The organism is Streptomyces sp. NPDC001816 (genome assembly GCF_042892235.1).
Taxonomy (GTDB): Bacteria; Actinomycetota; Actinomycetes; order Streptomycetales; family Streptomycetaceae; genus Streptomyces.
Map to the genome: position 1 here is coordinate 217,472 of NZ_JBIATY010000010.1, position 19,019 is coordinate 236,490.

Here is a 19,019-nt window from a genome sequence, read left to right on the forward strand (position 1 = left end):
AACAACGTGACCCCCCACAACCCCGTACTCCCGCTTCAGGCCGTCCTCTTCGACATGGACGGCACGCTCGTCGACACCGAGCGCCTGTGGTGGGAGGCGGTCGAGCAGGTCGCCGGACGCGCGCTGAGCGAGGCCGACCAGCCGGAGGTGCTCGGCCGGGCCGTGGAGCACACCGCCGCCTGGCTCGCCGCCGGCGCCACCGGTCGGACCGAGGCCGACCTCGCGGCCGAGCTGCACCGCGAGTTCGCCGACCGCGTCCGCACCGGGATCGTGCCCCGCCCCGGCGCCCTGGACCTGCTGGACGCGCTGGCCGCCGCCGGCGTCCCGACCGCCCTGGTCACCGCGTCCCCGCGCGCGGTGGCCGACGTAGTGCTCGACGCCCTCGGCGCCGGACGGTTCGCGGTCTCCGTCACCGCCGACGACACCGCCCGCACCAAGCCGGCCCCCGACCCCTACCTCGCCGCCTGCCGGGCGCTCGGCGTCGACCCGGCCGCCTGCGTGGCCGTGGAGGACACCGAGACCGGTGTGGCCTCTGCCGAGGCCGCCGGGTGCGCCGTACTCGCCGTGCCGTCCCTCGCGCCGATCGGCGCGGCACCCGGGCGGACCGTGCGCGACAGCCTGGTCGGTGTCACGCCCGAGGAGCTGCGCCGGATGATCGCGCCCGAACTCCGCGTCATGAGCTGGAACCTGTGGCTCGGCGGCAGTGAGGTCGACGACCACCGCGCCAAGCAGGTCAAGGCCGTCCTGGAGAGCGGCGCCGACGTCGTCGGGCTCCAGGAGACCGCCGGCACGGCCGCCCAGGAGCTGGCCGAGGCCCTCGGCTGGCACCACCACCGGGCGGGCGAGAACCTCGGCGTCATCAGCCGGTACCCGATCACCGCCCGCTTCGGCGACCCCGAGGTCGGCTTCTACGGCGCCGCCGGCGTCCGGATCCGGGTCGCGCCCGGCCGCGAGGTCGACGTGTGGACGGCTCACCTGCATTACACGCCGTACGGGCCCTACGAAGCCGTTTTCGACGGGCTCGGCGCACCCGAGCTGATCGCCCACGAGGACGTGCGGCTCGCTCAGCTGCGGGACGCGCTGCACCGGATCGCCGAGTCGTCCCGCGACGGCGTGCCGGTGGTCCTCGTCGGCGACTTCAACTGCCCCTCGCACCTGGACTGGCCGGATGTGGCCTGGCCGGTGACGCGGGCGGCGGCGGACGCGGGGTTCGCGGACTCCTACCGTGAGGTCCACCCCGACCCGGTGGCCGAGCCGGGGCACACCTGGTCGCCGATCCACCCGGTGCACGAGGACGGCAGCGGGCGCCCGGAGCCGCAGGACCGGATCGACTACGTCCTGCACCGCGGCCTGAGCGTGCGCGACGCGCGGACCCTCGTCGTCGGCACCCCGCGCCCGTGGCCCGACGTCGCGGGCAACGACTGGCCCTCGGACCACGCGGCCGTCGTGACCACCTTCGAACTGCCTCGGAAGTGACCCGGGGTTACCGCAGGTCACCATTGCGGACCAGGAGGCGATCCCGTAGGTTGTGCCGGACTTTCCACTGCTACTGACTGGTAACACGGGCAGGTACCCCATGCGCTGGCCCGTCGGCCGTCCCACCACCGTCCGCGCGCGGATCGTGGCGCTCGCTCTCACCCCGGCCGTCGCGCTGATGGCCCTGTGGAGCTTCGCCATGGTGTCGGTCACCGCCGAACTGCGCGCGCTGATCCGGCTCCAGGGGGTGTATGAGGACTTCGGCACCCCCGTGGACACCGCGATCGGGCAGATCCAGATCGAACGCCGGATGTCCGCCTCCTACCTGGGCGCCCGCCTGGACACGGCGACGGCGGGGGACCTGCTCGGCCAGCAGCGCCGTACCGACCGGGCCGTCGACGCCATGCGGCACGCGGTCCGGGACGGCGACCGCGGACGGCTCACGGACCGGCAGCGGCAGGCCCTGGACACCATGGTCGCCGCCACCGGGAAGCTGGAGGGGCTGCGCGAGCGCGTCCTGTCCAGGAACATCAGCTGGGACCAGGCGGTCGACGACTACAGCGCACTCGTCGAGCCCGGCTTCGACGTGCAGTCCACGCTCACCGCGCTCCAGGCCGGGCAGCTCGCCCGGGAGTCGCAGGTCGTCATCGAGCTGGTGCGGGTACGGGAGTTCGTGTCCCGGGAGGACGCCCTGGTCGCCGGGGCACGGGCGGCCGGGATCCTGACCGACCGGCAGTACGACACCCTGACCGCCACCATCGAGGACCGACGCGTCTTCGAGCGGACGTACGTACCGGACCTGCCCGCCGACTCGCGCGGCCTGTTCGAGGAGTTCCAGCGCAGTGACCTCTACCGCTCGCTGACGCAGGGCGAGGACGCGCTGCTGCGGTCCGGAGCCGCGGGAGCCGGGCGGGCCGTCGCGGCGGACACCTGGCGGACCACCTCCGACCGTGCCGTCAAGCGCTATATGCAGTTGTGCACCCGCTCCGCCGAGAACTCCGCGGCGCGCGGCCGGGACTTCGCCTACCACGAGCTGACCAAGGCCGCCGTCGTCGGCGCGATCGGACTGGCCGCCGTCGCCCTGTCTCTGTGGTTCTCGGTGCGCGGTGCGCGGCGCATTTCGCGGCGCCTGGAGACGCTGCGGGACGCGGCCGACGTGCTGAGCACACGCAAGCTCCCGGACGTGATGCGCAGGCTGAGCGCCGGCGAGGACGTGGACGCGCTGGCCGAGGCGCCGCCGCTCGCCGCCGACGAGATCAGGGACGACGAGATCGGCCAGGTCGGCCGGTCCTTCAACACCGCGCGGCTCGCCGCCGTGGAGGCCGCCGTCCGGCAGGCCACCCTGCGCCGGGGCCTGTTCGCGGTGCTGCTCAACATCGCGCGCCGCAACCAGGCGCTGGTGCACCGGCAGCTGAAGCTCGTCGACACGCTGGAGCGGCGCACCGAGGACCCGGACATCCTGCATCAGCTGTTCCGCATCGACCATCTGACGACCCGGATGCGCCGGCACGCGGAGAGCCTGATCATCCTCTCCGGTTCGGCGCCCGGCCGCCGTTGGCGCAGGCCCGTGCCGGTCGCGGACGTCGTCGCCTCGGCGGTGAGCGAGATCGAGGACTACGCGCGCGTGGTGGTGCCGCCGATGCCCGAGGTCGGCGTCGCGGCGGACGCGGTCGCCGACGTCGTCCATCTCGTCGCCGAACTCCTGGAGAACGCCACGGCGTTCTCGCCGCCGCACACCCAGGTCACCCTGCGCCCCGGGCGGGTCGGCAGCGGCTTCGTGCTGGAGATCGACGATCGCGGGCTCGGCCTCGACGCCGAGCAGCGCGCGGAGGCCCAGCGCACCCTCACCGACGCCGACGCCTTCGACCCCACCCGGCACGACCGGCTCGGCCTGTACGTCGTCGGCCGCCTCGCCGCCCGGCACGGCATCGAGGTGAACCTGCGGGACTCGCCGTACGGCGGTACGACAGCGGTGGTGCTGCTTCCGGAGGGGGTGCTGGCGGCGGTGGAGCCGACGGGCGCGCCGTCCGCCGGGGCCGAGGGACGGGACCCGGTGGCCCACCCGCCGGCCTCGGCCGAGCTGCCGAGGCCGGTCGAGCGGACGGGACCGGTCGAGCGGAAGGCGCCGGTGCTGGAGCTGCCCACCAGGAAGCGGTCGACGTCCCGGCCCGCCCTCGCACCCGGACCTGCACCGCACGAGCCCCGCAGGCTGGAGGCCCCTGGCTCGGAGGTCGCCCCTGGTCCGGAGGTTGCCCCTGGTCTGGGGGACGGTCCCGGCTTGGAGGTTGCCCCTGGTCTGGGGGAGGCTCCCGGCTTGGAGGTCGCTCCCGGCGTGGAGGTCGCTCCCGGCCCGGAGGTTGCCCCCGAACCGGAGCCCACCCCCGCCCTGCCCACCCGTACGCGCCAGGCGTCCCTCGTCCGCGAGCTGCGCGACGATCCGCCGCCCCGTGACACGGAACCCGAGCGCGAGGTCGACGCCGACGAGATGAGGGCGATCTTCGGCGCCTTCCAGCGAGGCCTGGACCGAGGCCGCAAGGGCGTTCCCTCGCCTCACGGGCAGACGGCACCGCAGCTCCCCAGGGGCGCGAGGAACGACGCGACCAGCCCCCACCAAGGGACACCCGACCACGAAGGGACGGACACCGACGATGCCCGGTGACGAACACGGACCCGAGCAGTCCGTCGAGCCCAGCGGAGCGCCCGGCACGGATCTCGGCTGGCTGCTCGACGACCTGGTGGCCCGGACCGACCATGTCCGCCAGGCGGTGCTGCTGACCGCCGACGGCCTGCCGCTCAGCTGCTCGGAGGGCATGCGCCGCCGGGACATCGAGCACCTGGCCGCCGTCTGCTCCGGCTTCCACGGCCTCGCCCGCTCGGCGGGGGAGCGGTTCGAGGCGGGGGAGGTGCGGCAGACCATGGTCATGCTGGAGGACGCCTACCTCTTCATCACCCCGGCCGGCCACGGCAGCCGCCTCGCCGTCCTGAGCGAGGCGCGGACCGACGTCGGACAGCTCGCCCACGAGATGGCCCTGCTCGTCCGCCGCCTCGGCCGCCACCTGGACGCCGCCACCCGCTCGGCCCCCTGATCCCGCGGTGAGCGACGAGCACTGGTACGAGGACGAGACCGGGTCGATGGTCCGTCCCTACACCGTGACCCGGGGCCGCACCCGGCCCTCGGACCGGCACACCATCGACCTGATGTCCCGGGTCACCGCTCTGGAGCCGGACGGCGCGGCGCACCCGGAACTCGACCACGCCCGCACCGCGCTGCTCGACCTGATCCGCCGCGGCGCACGCCCCGTGGCCGAGCTGGCCGCGGACGCCGACCTGCCCCTGACCGTCGTACGGGTCCTGCTCGGCGACCTGGCCGAGGCCGGTCTGATCCGCATCGACGAGCCCCGTCGGCTGCCGGTCAGCGGTCCGGCCGCCGATCCGGGGCTGCTGCGGGAGATCATGGCGCGGCTGAAGGAGCTGTAGCGGCCGCGTGCCGAGTCCGGTTGCAGCGCGCGTGCGATGAGCTCCGGGGCGAGCTCGAGGACGGCGGGAGGGGACTCCGTGTCAGCGGGCCCGAGACGGTCCGGCAGCCGACCGCCGGCGCGGGCCACAACAGGGCGCGCGGGCACCCGCCGAAAGTTCGCGGCCGCTGTAGGCGCCGCGCCGACGAGTTCGGTCAGCATCCCGGCGGTCTCCCGGTCCACCGGCAGGAAGGCCTTCAGGCGCAGCTCGGCCACCGTGACGTCGGTGGCCGTGCCGAGCTGCGTGAGCGTGGTGATCAGCGTCAGCTCGCGGTCGTCGTCCCGACCGGCCGCCCGCAGCCGCAGCGGTACGGCGAAACCCCGGTGGTCGGGCGACTCGCGCGGGCGTGCCGGAGCCGGCTCGGCGAGATCGGCCGCCGGCCGCCGCAGCCGGTCGACTGGGTTGCGCATGCTCTCGGCCTGGACCGCGTCGATGATGTGACACGCCCACTGCTCGAGGTTGACGATGCGGGCCCCAGGCCCTGCGGAGGCAGCAGCACCCGGGTGGTCGACCGGGTGTTCCCCTTCGAGGAGGCCGCGGAGGCCTACCGGTACTACGAGTCGGCGAGCCCGCTCGGAAAGGTGGTCATCGGCGTCGGGCGACCGTCACAGCGCCGGGTTCCACGGGACGACCTCGAAGTCGCCCGTGCCCTGCTTCACCTTCTCGAACGGAGCCGACGACACGCACGGCGGCAGGTCCGTGGTGTCCGTGGGGCTGCCGGCCCCCGCCCAGCTGTAGCCCAGCCGGTCGTGCCGGCCGAGGTCGTGGACCGTGACGCCGACCCGCCTGCCCTTGGCCCCCGGCAGGTCCGAGGCCGTGATCACGCCGGAGACGACGGCGACCTTCCCGCCGGTGACCAGGCAGTCCACCTTCGCCTTGGCCCAGGCGCCGTCCCCGTGCAGGTAGTGGCTGAACTCGAACGTTCCGGTGGCCTTCCGCGGATTCCTGTTGTCCTTCGCCGCCAGATGCGCGTCGAAGGAGAAGGTGATGTCGTCCCCGGCCGACCGGTACAGCTTGGCCGTGCCGGTGAGCGCGGCGGCCTCACGCTGGGGATGATGCGTCCCGGCTCCCGAGGCCACAGCCGCGCCCGCCGTCCCGGCGGTGATCAGCAGAGCGGCGGCACAGGTGAGGGCGGCGATCCTCGTACGACGCTGCATGACGGTCCTTTCCGCAGGTCAAGCGTGTGAACTGAACGCTCACCACTCTCCCGGCGGCGGGCCGTCGGCACATCGCCCCGCAGGCGGCATCCCGCCTCCCCCGTCCGGCGGGGAAGCCCCGCCGTGACCTGCGCCTCGGGGTGGAGGGGAACCCCGCCTCGGGGCGCGCAACGAATCGCCGCCCGGCCCCCCTGTCACGCAACGAACCGCGCACCGGCGCGCAACGGCTCCCGCTTGTCCGGCCGAGCGCGCCGACCGTACCTTTTTTGTGGCCCCAAAACCCCCCTTTCCGGTGAGGAACCCGCATGCGCACCGCACTGCTCCAGAGCTCCGGCCGCCCCGGCTCGATCGCCGAGAACCTCAAGGTCCTCGACGAGGCCGCGGGCCGCGCCGCCGCCGCGGGCGCCGCGCTGCTGGCCGCTCCGGAGATGTTCCTCACCGGCTACGCGATCGGCGACGCCATCGGCCGCCTCGCCGAGCCCGCCGACGGCGACTCCGCCGACGCGATCGCCGAGATCGCCACCCGGCACGGCCTGGCCGTCGCCTACGGCTACCCGGAGCGCGACGGCGAGACCGTCTACAACTCCGCCCAGCTGATCTCCGCCGACGGCACCCGGCTCGCGAACTACCGCAAGACCCACCTCTTCGGCTGCTTCGAGCGCGACCACTTCACGCCGGGCGAGCGGCCGGTCGTCCAGGCCGAGCTGAACGGCCTGACCGTCGGCATGATGATCTGCTACGACGTCGAGTTCCCGGAGAACGTCCGAGCCCACGCGCTGGCCGGCACCGACCTGCTGATCGTGCCGACCGCGCAGATGCACCCCTTCCAGTTCGTCGCCGAGTCCCTCGTGCCGGTGCGGGCCTGGGAGAACCAGATGTACGTCGCGTACGTCAACCGGGTCGGCCCCGAGGGCGAGTTCGAGTTCGTCGGACTGTCCGTCCTCGCCGGCCCCGACGGCATCGCCCGCACCCGCGCCGGCCGCGGCGAAGAGCTGGTGTTCGCCGACGCCGACCCCGGCTTCCTGGCCGCCTCCCGCGAGACCAACCCGTACCTGCAGGACCGCCGCCCGGGCCTGTACGGGTCCCTGGTCTGACCCCCCGAGCCCTCCCCTCCCCGTATCACCCCCGCGCAAGGAGTCCGTACCCCATGACGTCCACGGTGCCCAACGCCGTCGAGCACGCCGACGAGCAGCAGCCGCCCATCACCATGTTCGGCCCGGACTTCCCCTACGCCTACGACGACTTCCTCGCCCACCCGGCGGGGCTCGGCCAGATCCCGGCGACCGAGCACGGAGCCGAGGTCGCGATCATCGGTGGCGGCCTGTCCGGTCTGGTGGCCGCGTACGAGCTGATGAAGATGGGTCTCAAGCCCGTCGTGTACGAGGCCGACCAGCTCGGCGGCCGACTGCGCACGGTCGGCTTCGAGGGCTGCGACCCCGAACTGAACTGCGAGTTCGGCGCGATGCGGTTCCCGCCGTCCTCGACCGCCCTCCAGCACTACATCGACCTGGTCGGCCTGACGACCAAGCCGTTCCCCAACCCGCTCGCCGAGGCCACCCCGTCCACCGTCGTGGACCTCAAGGGCGAGTCGCACTACGCCGAGACGATCGACGACCTGCCCCAGGTCTACCGTGACGTCGCCGACGCCTGGAACAAGTGCCTGGACGAGGGCGCCGACTTCTCCGACATGAACCGCGCCATGCGTGAGCGCGACGTCCCGCGCATCCGCGAGATCTGGGCGAAGCTGGTCGAGAAGCTCGACAACCAGACCTTCTACGGCTTCCTGTGCGAGTCCGAGGCCTTCAAGTCCTTCCGGCACCGCGAGATCTTCGGCCAGGTCGGCTTCGGCACCGGCGGCTGGGACACCGACTTCCCGAACTCGATCCTGGAGATCCTGCGGGTCGTCTACACCGAGGCCGACGACCACCACCGCGGCATCGCGGAGGGCGCGCAGGCGCTTCCGCTGCGCCTGTGGGAGCACGAGCCGGCGAAGATCGTCCACTGGCCGCTCGGTACATCCCTGAAGACCCTGCACGTCGACGGCGAGCCCCGCCCCGCCGTGACCCGGCTGCACCGCACCGCCGGCAACCGGATCACGGTGACGGACGCGAACGGCGACATCCGCACGTACAAGGCGGCGATCTTCACCGCCCAGTCCTGGATGCTGCTCTCCAAGATCGAGTGCGACGAGTCGCTGTTCCCGGCCGACCACTGGACGGCCGTCGAGCGCACCCACTACATGGAGTCCTCCAAGCTCTTCGTTCCGGTCGACCGCCCGTTCTGGCTGGACAAGGACGAGGAGACCGGCCGTGACGTCATGTCGATGACGCTCACCGACCGCATGACCCGCGGGACCTACCTCCTGGACAACGGTCCGGACAAGCCCGCCGTGATCTGCCTGTCGTACACCTGGTGCGACGACAGCCTGAAGTGGCTGCCGCTGTCCCCGAACGAGCGCATGGAGGTCATGCTGAAGTCGCTGTCGGAGATCTATCCGAAGGTCGACATCCGCAAGCACATCATCGGCAACCCGGCGACCGTCTCCTGGGAGAACGAGCCCTACTTCATGGGCGCGTTCAAGGCCAACCTGCCCGGCCACTACCGCTACCAGCGGCGTCTGTACACCCACTTCATGCAGGACCGCCTGCCCGAGGACAAGCGCGGCATCTTCCTCGCCGGTGACGACATCTCCTGGACGGCCGGCTGGGCCGAGGGCGCCGTCACGACCGCGCTGAACGCGGTCTGGGGCGTCATGCACCAGCTCGGCGGTGCCACCGACCCGACCAACCCCGGCCCGGGTGACGTCTACGACGAGATCGCCCCGGTGGAACTGCCCGAGGACTGACCGGGATCACGTCCCCTGGACCAAGGCGCGGGCGGCCGGACTCAGACTCCGGCCGTCCGCGCCTTTTCAAACACCTCGGCGGCGACGTCCTTGAGCTCCTGCGCGTCCCGCGCGGTGCCCTGGAGGTCGACGAGGATCTCCTCCAGGCCGATCTGCGCGTGCGCCACCAGGTCCTCGACGATCTGGTCGACGTCGCCCTGGAAGGGAGGGCGGTCCGCACCCTCGTACGCCTTGGGCAGGCGGACGCAGTTCACCCGCAGGACCGTCTGGATCGGCTCCTTCCTGCCGCGCTCGGCCGCCAGGTCCTGCAACCGCTGCCACTGCTCGGTGATCTGCTCCACGCCCATGCCCACCGGAAGCCAGCCGTCGGCGTGGTCCACGAGCCGGGTCAGCGCCTTCTTGTTACTGGCCGCCAGCAGGATGGGGATCGGCCGCGCGGGCTTGGGCCCGACCACGGCGGACTCGATCTTGGTGATGCGGCCGTCGTAGCGCACCGGGTCGGGACCCCACACCGCCCGGCACACCTCGATGACCTCGTCGAGCACCTTGCCGCGCTCCGCGATCGGCCGGACGCCGGCGGCAGCGTACTCGTCCAGCGACCAGCCGGTGCCGAAGCCCGCGATCACCCGGCCGCCGCTCGCCGCGTCCAGCGAGGCGAGGGCCTTGGCGAGCTGGAACGGGATGTGCAGCGGAGCGACCAGCACGCTGGAGCCGAGCCGGGCCCGCTCGGTGGCCGCGGCCGCCAGGGTGAGGGTGACCAGCGGGTCCGCCACGTTCCGGTACTGGTCGGGCCAGGGCAGGCCCTCGATGCCGTACAGGCCCTGGGTGGCGGGCTCCGGGAAGAGGGCCCGCTCGAAGACCCACAGGCTGTCGTAACCGATCTCCTCGGCGGCGCGCGCCACGTCGGGCACGTCCTTGCCGAGGGAGTACTGCCGCATCTGGGGAAGACTCAGACCGAGCCGGATCGCCATACCGCTGCTCCTCTGCGCTGGGTGTTGAACCGTCAACGTAGGGCGATGACGGGCCAGTTCCCCAGGAGGCTCGCCCACGGGCCGGATCCGGCCAGATCAGTCGGCCAGCGGGGTGAGCAGCATGCGGCCCGCGAAGCCGACCGCCGCGTCGAGCCGCTCGGTGAACTCCTCGACGACGTCCTCGCAGCGGCGCAGTGCCCACAGGGCCCGGGCCGCCGCCCAGGTCGCGTCCCGCGCCCGCTCCAGGCTCCAGGAGCCCAGCAGATGGGTGATCGGGTCGGCGATCTGCAGCACGTCGGGACCCGGCATCAGATCCTCGCGGATGCGCTCCTCCAGCGAGACGAGGAGGTCGCCCACGCGCTCGAACTCGTCCTCCAGATCGGCCGGTTCGCAGCGGAGCGTACGGCAGGTGTCCACCACGGCGAGCGCCAGATCGTGCCCGATGTGCGCGTTGATGCCCGCGAGCGCGAACTGCAGCGGGCGTACCCCGGGATGGCGGCGGAACTGGAACAGAGGCCGCCAGCAGGCGGGCGGACGGCGGTCCCGCTGCACCGCGTCGACCGCCGCCAGATACCGCTCGGCGAACCGCACGTCCAGCGCGGACGCCGCCCGCCGGTCCGCGAACTCCCCGGCGTCCAGGCGCCGGTCGACCTCCTCGGTGACGGCGAGGTAGACGCGGTTGAACACGCCGACCCCGTCCCGCTCGGGCAACTCCGCGTCGAGGACACGCATCCGCGCGATCACGCCGTCGACAGAGGTGCTGAGGTGTTCCGACTGCGCCATGGGGGAAGGGTCCCAGCCCCACCCCACCCCACGCACCACCCGCCCCGACGCTTCGCCGGAACGGGGGAATGCGGGGCGGGAGCGGCATCGCATGCGGGGAGGGAAAGCGAGACCGTGTCAGTGCGGTAGCGGCAGATGTGGGCGCAGATCTGGTCTGCAGTTTGGTCCACTTGAAGGGCCGGGCCTGCTCGTTCCAGCTCGGCGAACCACCGCTCGACCTGGTTGATCCACGACGAGCAGGTCGAGGTGAAGTACGGCCGGGCTGAGCGGCGTCCTGGCGGACGGACCGAGCCCGTTGGCTTGGGCATCCACTGCTCGAGCCACCGGGCTCAGCCGTCGGACGGGCGCCCCGTCACTCAGCCATTGGGCTGCCACGGCGGGGTCTGGCCCCATTTCCAGACCGGTACCTCTGCCGCGTCCACCGGGGGCGGGTTCTCGCCCGAGTACATGACGGCCATGCGTGTGCCCCACTCGATGTAGTAGAGGAACACGGCACGGAACTCGGGGTCGGCCGACAGGCCGACCTCGTCGGCCGTGTCCTGCAGGAGGCTCACCCAGCGGCGGCGCTGTTCCTCGGTGATGCCGCGGCCCAGGTGCTGGGTGGCCATGTGCGGGTGGCCGCCGCGGTCGGCGGTGTAGTCCTTGGGGCCGCCGAAGACCTCTCCGAGCCACTTCGCGACATGCTGCGGATGCTTCTCGTCCATGCCGGCGAAGACCGGTGCGAGGACGGGGTCCTCGAGGACATGACCGTAGAAGACCTTGGTCAGACGGTTCAGCGCTTCGCCGCCGCCCATCCACTCGTAGATCGTGGGCGTACCCGGCTTGTCCGGGGCGTGCTTCGCGTCCACCACCGGTTGCGCGACGGCCTGCTCAACGGGCTGTTCGCTCACTGCCGCTCCTGTCCGGCCGCCTTGCCCGTGCCGACGACATCGGTGGTGACGTAGTGCTGCATCTCCTCGATCGATGACACGAACGGCCGGATCGCGCTGAAGAACGCGGGGAAGTGCTCCCCCTTGCGGAAGCCCTGGAGGTGGTCCTCGACGGACGTCCAGCGGATCCGCAGGATGTACCGCTCGGCCTCCTCCTGGCAGTGTGACAGTTCGTAGTCGATGCACTCCGGTGCCGCTGCCAGCGCCTGGGCGGCCTGGGTGTACGCGCCTTCGAAGGCCTTCTGGTCGTCTAAGGCGATCCGGTAACGGATGTACTCGACGGTCGTGGCCATGCTGTGAATCTCCTTGTCGTCGGGTCGTCGAAAAGCAAGCCTGCCCGGTTTGTCGTTGCCTGTCAGGCGGACCGGGGCAGTTGTCCGGAGACCGGCTGGCAAGAAGCCGTCAGCCGCCCGGCTCCGAGGGCGCCGTGTTCCCTGGGCTTTCGGTGCCGTCGGTGCCTTCTGGGTCCTCGGGCCCGCCGTCCGGTCCGTGGTCCTCGTCCGCGGCGGCGTCCGGCCCCCGGGCCCGCACGCGCCGCACCTGCTCCAGCGAGTCGCGCAACTCGGTCAGCCAATCGTCCGTGTGGCGCTGGACGAGCCGCACGCACCAGGCGAGCGCGTCACTGCGGCTGCGGGCCACGCCGCCCGCGATGAGGGTGTCCAGCACCTGACGCTCGTTCTGCCGCAGCCGCGTCATCACGGGCGCCGCGACAGTGGTGAACAACGCCCGCTTCCCGTCGCACTCCACGCCCCAGGAGACCTTCTTCCGGAACTGGTGCTCGGCCTCGCGAGCCAAGGCCATCCGTTCCTCGCGGGTGCGCTGCCGGAACTCCTGGACCCGCCCCTGGACGGCCGCGTCCCGCTCGGCGGCCGACGCGGAGTCGGCGAGCCGCGGTGCCGGGATGCGGCCGATGACGGTGATCTCCTCACGGTCCACCGTCACCTCCACCAGGCTCTCGAAGAGGTCCTCCGGCAGTCGGCCGGCGAACCAGCCGCGGAGCCTTTCTCGCTGTTCCGCTGTAATCATGTAATCGACGTTACTCCCATACGTCGGCCAAGCCCAGCGGACAACGGCAGTGCGGGGCGAAACCCAGCAGACTTCCAGGTTGCGCCGGCCCGTCAGCCCATCGACCGGTACCGGTGGATCAGCGAGATCGCCATCGCGCCCTCCCCGACTCCGGAAGCGACCCGCTTCACCGAGTGCGCCCGCACATCACCCGCGGCGAAGACCCCGGGGACGCTGGTCTCCAGCGGATACGGCGGACGCTCCAGGGGCCACTCCGTCGGCAGTTCGCCGCCGTTGGTGACCAGGTCGGAGCCGGTCAGGACGAAGCCGTGGTCGTCGCGTTCGACGACGTCCTCCAGCCAGTCGGTGTGCGGCCGGGCGCCGATGAACGTGAACATGAACCGGCAGGGCACCTCAGTGTCCTCGCCGGTGCCGGCGTCGTGCAGCACGATCCGCTCCAGGCGCTCGTCGCCCATGAGCTCCTTCACCGTGGCCCGCGCCCGGACCTCGATGTTGGGGGTCTTGGCGATCTCGTCGATCAGGTACTGCGACATGGCCGCGGACAGCGAGTCCGCGCGCACCAGGATCGTCACCTGCGCCGCGTACTTCGCGAAGTGCACGGCCGCCTGCCCCGCCGAGTTGGCGCCGCCCACGATGAACACGTGCTGCGAGATGCACGCCGAGCTCTCGGTGGTGGCGGCGCCGTAGTACAGCCCGGCGCCCTCGAACTTCTCCGCGCCCGGCGCCTGCAGCCGGTTGTAGGAGACGCCGGTGGACAGCAGGACCGACTCGGCGCTGATCTCCGTGCCGTCGGTCAGCGTGAGGATCTTCGCAGGGTCGTCCCGGGTCAGCTTCACCACCTCGACGGGGTGCAGCAGTTCCGCGCCGAACCGCTGGGCCTGGATGGTCGCCCGCCGGGTGAGGTCGCCGCCGGACAGGCCGGACGGGAACCCGAGGTAGTTCTCGATCAGCGAGGACGTGCCGGCCTGCCCGCCGGGCGCCCGCGAGTCCACCAGCAGCGTGCTCAGGCCCTCGGACGCGGCGTACACCCCGGCGGCGAGCCCGGCCGGCCCGGCGCCCACGATGACGCACTCGTAGTGCGGCCGGGAGGCGGTGGTCGTCAGCCCCAGATGCTCGGCGAGCTCGGCGTCGCTCGGCCCCGACAGCAGCGCCCCGTCCGGGAAGCGGACCAGCGGCAGCGCGGCACCCGGCCGCTCCGCCAGCACACCGAGTGCCTCCGCGTCGCGCTCGACGTTCAGGAACTTGAAGGGCTGCCCGTTGCGGGTGAAGAAGTCCCGCACCGCGTGGGTGGCGGGCGAAACCAGGTGACCGGCGACCAGGATGCCGTCGTAGGCCGGACGGTAGGCGGCCAGCCAGTCCGACAGCAGGTCGTCCAGCACCGGGAAGAGCCGCTCGTGCGGCGGATCCCAGGGCTTCATCAGGTAGTAGTCGAGGCGCACCTGGTTGATCGCGGTGATCGCCGCCTCGGTTTCCGCGTACGCCGTGAGCAGCACCCGGCGCGCGTCCGGGAAGCGGCTGACCGCCTCCAGCAGAAACTCCACCCCGGTGATCTCCGGCATCCGCTGGTCCACGAGGAACAGGGCCGGGTCGTGACCCCGTTGGTCCAGCGAGTCGAGGATCTTCAGGGCATCCACGGCGGACGAGGCGCCAAGGACCCGGTAGCGGTCACCGTAGGCGGCGCGCAGGTCGCGGCGCACGGCGCGTAACACCTGCGGATCGTCGTCGACGGCGAGGATCACCGGCTTGCGGCTGTCGTCGGCGGCGCTTCGGCTCTTGTCGGAAGGGTCCGGCGCGGGGCGCCGGACCCTGGCGGAACGGGACTCGTGGGCCTCGGCGGTCATGGTCGCCCCGGGGCCGTGGCCCGTCCTGCCGTTTTTTCCCCAGTTCATGCCAGCTCCATCATGACTCGGTCCACATAGCACCAGGCCCACGATTCGCCGGGCTCGTGCGAGGCGGCGATCGGATGCCCTGAGGCTCGGAAGTGCTTCGTGGCATGGCGGTTCTTGGAGGAGTCGCAGCAGCCGACGTGTCCGCAATCGAGGCACATCCTCAGGTGGACCCAGACGTCGCCCAGCGCCAGGCACTCCTCGCAGCCCTCGGTACGGGCCGTCACGGGGCGCAGGTGGTCGAGATGCGTGCACCTGGTGGTCATCGGAGTCCTTCTGATCGGGGGATGAGGTGGGGGGACGACGATCGGGAACGCGGGGATTCGTTTGCGGAAGGGACGGGCGCGACAACATCAACGCTGCCCCGCTCCCGTTGCGCACGCGCGCGAAGTCATGAAATCCCGCCGCTACTTCCTGAGGTCGGGTTCCTACTTCCTGAGGTCCGCACACGACTCCCTGACGTTCCGGCCGAGTTGAAGGCGATACCTCAAGAAGTCGAGACGCCTGTCTTGGACCAGAGACCGTGCTCCCGCAGGGTGGAACGAGCCAACCAGGACAGCCAGGGAGGGGATCCATGAGCAGGAAGATTCTGGTCATCGTCTCCGAACACGGCTATTGGGCCGAGGAACTCATCGGCCCGGTATCCAAGTTCGATGAGCAGGGATATGAGGTCGTTTTCGCGACCCCCACCGGAAAGCGGGCGCGCGCCCTTCCGCCGAGCCTCGACGAGAACTACGTGGACCCGCCGCTCGGCCGCAGCGTCACCACTGCCGAGAACGCCCGGCTGGGCCGCGAGTTCGACGAGGGCCCGCGGCTCGACAAGGCCGTCGACATCTCCGGCTGGGTGCCGGAGCGCCCCTACACGAGCGACGAGGGCTATCTGCGCAAGCTGGAGCAGTACCACCGCGACCTCGACCGCCTCGCCGAGGACATCCAGGAGTACGACGCGATCCTCATCGTCGGAGGCAGCGGGCCCATCGCGGACCTCGCCAACAACGAGCGGGTGCACGCGCTGATCCTGGCCTTCAAGCAGGCCGGCAAGGTGGTCGCCGCCGAGTGCTACGGCGTGGCCTGCCTCGCCTTCGCCCGCGACTGGGGCGACCGCGAGTCGATCATCCGGGGCAAGCACGTCACCGGGCACTGCAAGGAGTACGACTACAAGGACGGTACCGGGTTCCTCGGCACCGACTTCAACATGGGCCCGCCGCCGTACCCGCTGGAATACATCCTGCGCGACGCCACCGGCCCCGACGGCGCCTATCACGGCAATTTTGGGCACCCGCTTTCCGTCATCGTCGACTACCCGTTCGTCACGGGCCGTTCGACCCCTGATTCCTACCTCACCGGACAGAAGATCGTGGAGGTACTGGAAAACGGTCTCACCCGCTACGGCTGGTAATCCGGAGGAAATTGCATGACCGTTCAGCCGGGCAAGACAAAAATCATCGAGCAGTTCAAGGCGGATGGCCTGAAATTTATGTTCGGAAATCCCGGCACCGTGGAGCAGGGATTCCTGGACGCGGTCGACAACGCCCGGGACTTCACGTACATCCTCGCGCTGCAGGAGACGGTGGCCGCGGGAATCGCCGACGGATACGCGCGGGCCACGGGCGGTGCCGCGCTGCTCCAGCTGCACTCCGGGGTCGGACTCGGTAACGGCATCGGCATGCTCTACCAGTCGATGCGCGGGCACACGCCGCTGGTCGTGGTCGCCGGTGACGCCGGCGTGAAGTACGACGTGATGGACGCCCAGATGGCCTCCGACCTGGTCGCGATGGCGCGCCCGGTCACCAAGTACGCCACCCGGGTCACCGACCCCGCGTCGGTACTGCGCACGATCCGCCGGGCCGTGAAGATCGCGCTGACCCCGCCACGCGGCCCCGTCTTCGTCGCCCTGCCGATGGACGTGCTGGACGCGCCGAACCACGAGCCCGTCCTGCCCACGGCCGTCCCGCGCACCGACGCCGCTCCCGCCGAGGCGGCCGTCGGGGAGGCGGCCGCGCTGCTCGCAGGCGCCCGCCGTCCGCTGATCCTGGCCGGTGACGGGGTCAGCCTCGCCGGCGCGCAGGCCGAACTCACCGCGGTCGCCGAGCTGCTGGGTGCCGACGTGTGGGACGTCGACTTCTCCGAGGTCACCATGGCGGCCTCGCACCCGCTGCACCGCGGCGCCACCGGCCACATGTTCGGCGAGCACAGCAAGGAGCTGGTCCGGGACGCGGACGCGGTCCTGATCGTGGGCACCTATGTCTTCCCGGAGGTGTTCCCGGAGCTGGACAGCCCCTTCGCGGACGGCGCGAAGATCGTCCACATCGATCTCAACGCGTACGAGATCGCCAAGAACCACCCGGTGGACCTCGGCATCGTCGCCGACCCCAAGGCCGCCCTGCGCTCCCTCGCGGCCTCGCTCGCAGGGCAGCTCGGCCCCGACCGGCGCGGCGCAGCAGCCGAGCGGATGGCCGCCCGCAGTGCCGAACGTGACCGCGCGCGGGCCGAGTTCGCGGCCGGCAGCCACGACGGCACCCCGATCGAGGCGTTCCTGGCTGCGCTCGCCGAGCAGACCGGGGGCGACCTGATCGTCTTCGACGAGGCCCTGACCAGCTCGCCGCTGGTGACCGCCTACCTGCCGCCGGACCGCCCCGGCGACTACCACGTGACCCGTGGCGGTTCGCTCGGCGTGGGCATCCCCGGTGCGATCGGCGCCAAGCTGGCGCATCCGGACCGCACGGTCGTCGGGTTCACCGGCGACGGCGGCTCCATGTACACCTACCAGGGGCTGTGGACGGCCGCCCGGTACGGCGTCGACGCGAAGTTCGTGGTCTGCAACAACCACAAGTACCGGCTGCTGGACGACAACATCGCGCAGTACTGGAGGGAGCGGGACATCCCGCAGCACGACTTCCCGCGCTCCTTCGACCTCGCCCACCCGGAGATCGACTTCGCCGGCCTGGCCCGCTCCCTCGGCGCCGACGGCGTCCGGGTGGAGAAGCCCGGACAGGCGGCCGACGCGGTGCGGCGGATGCTCGAGCACTCGGGTCCGTTCCTGGTCGACCTGCAGATCTGACCCATCCACGACATCTGATCCGTAAGGAGGTCTGCGCGCATGCCGCAGCAGCTGACCGAGGACGCGATCCGCACGTTCGCCACCAGCTGGTACGTGGCGCTGGACGAGCACATCCCCATCGCCGAGGTGCTGCCGTACATCACGGAGGACATGGAGCTCAAGGTCCCCGAGGACACGTTCGTCGGGCACGAGGGATTCGGCCGCTGGTACGACGCCGTGACCCACCGCTTCTTCGACGAGGTCCACACGGTCACCAAGGTCGAGCCCGTCATCGAGGGCGACCGGGCGATCGTGCAGGTCCTCGTCAACTGGCAGGCGAAGATCTGGGACCCGCCGGCCGCCAAGAGCCAGTGGCTGGGCTTCGACGCCGACCAGACGTGGACCGTCGTGGCCGGTGACACCGGCCCGCAGATCAAGACGTACGTCGTCAACGCCCTGAACCCGATGCCGGGTTCGGCCGATCTCTGAGGCCGGGGAGGCGACGACGATGGCGATGGTGACACGGGAACAGGTCGAGGCCGCCTACCAGGCCCTCGGCTCCGGTGACCGGGCCCGGATCCTGGAGCACTACTCGGAGGACCTGCGCTGGCTGGTCCCCGGCAACCACCCGCTGGCCGGCTGGTACGAGTCGCTGGACGCGTTCCTCGACCTGATGGGCCGCACCGGCAAGCTCACCGGCGGCACGTTCCGGATGGACCGCGAGGTGATCCTCGTCGGCGAGGACTGTTCCGCCGACGTGTGCCGCAACGCCGGTCTGCGCGCCGGGGCACCCGAGGACAGCCTGTCCCCGTACGAGCGCATGGACTACCAGGTCTTCCACTTCATGCGCTGGCGCGACGGCCGCATCGTCGAGGGCCACGACGGCCTGTTCGGCGACGACGCCACGGCCTTCAGCCAGTTCTGGGCACCGTTCGGCCCCGGCGGAATCCGCACCGCCGACTGACCACCGCGGCACGACACAGCGAGGAGGGGACACAGCATGGACGCCCATGAGGTGCTCACCAGGTACTACGAGTACGCCAACGCCGGTGACTGGCAGCGCTGGTGCGACCTGTTCGCCGAGGACCAGGTCATGGACGAACAGCTCGCCGGACACATCGAGGGGCTGACCAAGCTGCGCTCGATGATGACCGGCATGGGGGACATGTACGAGAAGTTCGAGAACCGGCCGCTGCACCTCATCGTGGACGCCGACGGTGTGAAGGCCGCGGTGGTCTCCCACATCAGCGCCGTGGCCAAGGCCTCCGGCAAGGCCATCGAGGCCGAGGTCATGAACTTCTTCCGGATCGTCGACGGAAAGATCGCGTACATGGCGAACTTCCACGACACGGTCCCGTTCCAGGTCCTGTCGCAGGCCGCCTGAGGGGGC

At 71.2% G+C, this 19,019-nt stretch carries 19 protein-coding genes; 11 read left to right on the forward strand and 8 right to left on the reverse strand.

Features of this window, described 5'->3' with window-relative positions:
* Window positions 1–6: 6 nt before the first annotated feature.
* From ACFYZZ_RS31750 to ACFYZZ_RS31765, 4 genes are all read left to right on the forward strand, one after another.
* Entirely contained in the window at window positions 7–1,476 is a 1,470-nt protein-coding gene (locus ACFYZZ_RS31750; protein WP_389183205.1) for an HAD-IA family hydrolase, read from the forward strand.
* Between the two features lie 100 nt (window positions 1,477–1,576).
* Window positions 1,577–4,135: a nitrate- and nitrite sensing domain-containing protein gene (locus ACFYZZ_RS31755; RefSeq protein WP_389183208.1), complete on the forward strand. Its 2,559-nt coding sequence runs from the start codon at window positions 1,577–1,579 to the stop codon at window positions 4,133–4,135.
* Window positions 4,125–4,562 carry a roadblock/LC7 domain-containing protein gene (locus tag ACFYZZ_RS31760; protein ID WP_386574913.1) on the forward strand — a complete coding sequence of 146 codons (438 nt, stop codon included), beginning with the start codon at window positions 4,125–4,127 and terminating at the stop codon, window positions 4,560–4,562. Before ACFYZZ_RS31755 ends, ACFYZZ_RS31760 begins: the two co-directional genes overlap by 11 nt.
* A gap of 7 nt (window positions 4,563–4,569) precedes the next feature.
* Window positions 4,570–4,953: a DUF742 domain-containing protein gene (locus tag ACFYZZ_RS31765; protein ID WP_389183211.1), complete on the forward strand. Its 384-nt coding sequence runs from the start codon at window positions 4,570–4,572 to the stop codon at window positions 4,951–4,953.
* Between the two features lie 644 nt (window positions 4,954–5,597).
* On the opposite strand, the gene ACFYZZ_RS31770 is transcribed toward ACFYZZ_RS31765, so the two are convergent.
* Complete coding sequence (locus ACFYZZ_RS31770) at window positions 5,598–6,149, reverse strand: Repetin (RefSeq protein ID WP_389183214.1); 552 nt, start codon at window positions 6,147–6,149, stop codon at window positions 5,598–5,600.
* A 305-nt stretch (window positions 6,150–6,454) separates the two neighbouring features.
* Here ACFYZZ_RS31770 and ACFYZZ_RS31775 point away from each other — a divergent pair, with 305 nt between their 5' ends.
* The gene (locus ACFYZZ_RS31775; RefSeq protein ID WP_389183216.1) at window positions 6,455–7,243 is read left to right on the forward strand and encodes a carbon-nitrogen hydrolase family protein; all 789 of its coding nucleotides are present in this window, start codon (window positions 6,455–6,457) and stop codon (window positions 7,241–7,243) included.
* A 53-nt stretch (window positions 7,244–7,296) separates the two neighbouring features.
* Window positions 7,297–8,994, forward strand: coding sequence for a flavin monoamine oxidase family protein (locus tag ACFYZZ_RS31780; RefSeq protein ID WP_389183219.1), 1,698 nt, complete (start codon window positions 7,297–7,299; stop codon window positions 8,992–8,994).
* Window positions 8,995–9,035: 41 nt separating this feature from the next.
* On the opposite strand, the gene ACFYZZ_RS31785 is transcribed toward ACFYZZ_RS31780, so the two are convergent.
* From ACFYZZ_RS31785 to ACFYZZ_RS31815, 7 genes are all read right to left on the reverse strand, one after another.
* The gene (locus ACFYZZ_RS31785; protein WP_389183222.1) at window positions 9,036–9,965 is read right to left on the reverse strand and encodes an LLM class F420-dependent oxidoreductase; all 930 of its coding nucleotides are present in this window, start codon (window positions 9,963–9,965) and stop codon (window positions 9,036–9,038) included.
* A gap of 96 nt (window positions 9,966–10,061) precedes the next feature.
* Complete coding sequence (locus ACFYZZ_RS31790; RefSeq protein ID WP_389183225.1) at window positions 10,062–10,748, reverse strand: DUF5995 family protein; 687 nt, start codon at window positions 10,746–10,748, stop codon at window positions 10,062–10,064.
* A gap of 356 nt (window positions 10,749–11,104) precedes the next feature.
* A complete protein-coding gene (locus ACFYZZ_RS31795) occupies window positions 11,105–11,638 on the reverse strand; it encodes a group II truncated hemoglobin (protein WP_389183228.1) in 534 nt (177 codons plus the stop codon).
* A complete protein-coding gene (locus tag ACFYZZ_RS31800) occupies window positions 11,635–11,970 on the reverse strand; it encodes a putative quinol monooxygenase (RefSeq protein WP_389183231.1) in 336 nt (111 codons plus the stop codon). Before ACFYZZ_RS31800 ends, ACFYZZ_RS31795 begins: the two co-directional genes overlap by 4 nt.
* A 109-nt stretch (window positions 11,971–12,079) precedes the next feature.
* Window positions 12,080–12,703, reverse strand: coding sequence for a hypothetical protein (locus ACFYZZ_RS31805; RefSeq protein ID WP_389183234.1), 624 nt, complete (start codon window positions 12,701–12,703; stop codon window positions 12,080–12,082).
* Window positions 12,704–12,795: 92 nt separating this feature from the next.
* Window positions 12,796–14,592: an FAD-dependent oxidoreductase gene (locus ACFYZZ_RS31810; RefSeq protein WP_389183238.1), complete on the reverse strand. Its 1,797-nt coding sequence runs from the start codon at window positions 14,590–14,592 to the stop codon at window positions 12,796–12,798.
* Window positions 14,589–14,855, reverse strand: a complete 267-nt coding sequence (locus ACFYZZ_RS31815; protein ID WP_389183240.1) for a UBP-type zinc finger domain-containing protein — start codon at window positions 14,853–14,855, stop codon at window positions 14,589–14,591. The genes ACFYZZ_RS31810 and ACFYZZ_RS31815 overlap by 4 nt, the downstream gene beginning before the upstream one ends.
* A 308-nt stretch (window positions 14,856–15,163) precedes the next feature.
* On the opposite strand from ACFYZZ_RS31815, the gene ACFYZZ_RS31820 reads away from it, so the two are divergent.
* The 5 genes from ACFYZZ_RS31820 to ACFYZZ_RS31840 are packed head-to-tail and all read left to right on the forward strand — an operon-like array spanning window position 15,164 to window position 19,013.
* The gene (locus ACFYZZ_RS31820) at window positions 15,164–15,988 is read left to right on the forward strand and encodes a type 1 glutamine amidotransferase domain-containing protein (RefSeq protein WP_389183243.1); all 825 of its coding nucleotides are present in this window, start codon (window positions 15,164–15,166) and stop codon (window positions 15,986–15,988) included.
* A gap of 15 nt (window positions 15,989–16,003) precedes the next feature.
* A complete protein-coding gene (locus ACFYZZ_RS31825; RefSeq protein ID WP_389183246.1) occupies window positions 16,004–17,650 on the forward strand; it encodes a thiamine pyrophosphate-binding protein in 1,647 nt (548 codons plus the stop codon).
* Between the two features lie 39 nt (window positions 17,651–17,689).
* Window positions 17,690–18,118: a nuclear transport factor 2 family protein gene (locus ACFYZZ_RS31830; protein ID WP_389183249.1), complete on the forward strand. Its 429-nt coding sequence runs from the start codon at window positions 17,690–17,692 to the stop codon at window positions 18,116–18,118.
* Window positions 18,119–18,137: 19 nt separating this feature from the next.
* Window positions 18,138–18,593, forward strand: coding sequence for a nuclear transport factor 2 family protein (locus ACFYZZ_RS31835; RefSeq protein ID WP_389183251.1), 456 nt, complete (start codon window positions 18,138–18,140; stop codon window positions 18,591–18,593).
* A gap of 36 nt (window positions 18,594–18,629) precedes the next feature.
* The gene (locus ACFYZZ_RS31840) at window positions 18,630–19,013 is read left to right on the forward strand and encodes a nuclear transport factor 2 family protein (protein WP_389183254.1); all 384 of its coding nucleotides are present in this window, start codon (window positions 18,630–18,632) and stop codon (window positions 19,011–19,013) included.
* Window positions 19,014–19,019: the final 6 nt, after the last annotated feature.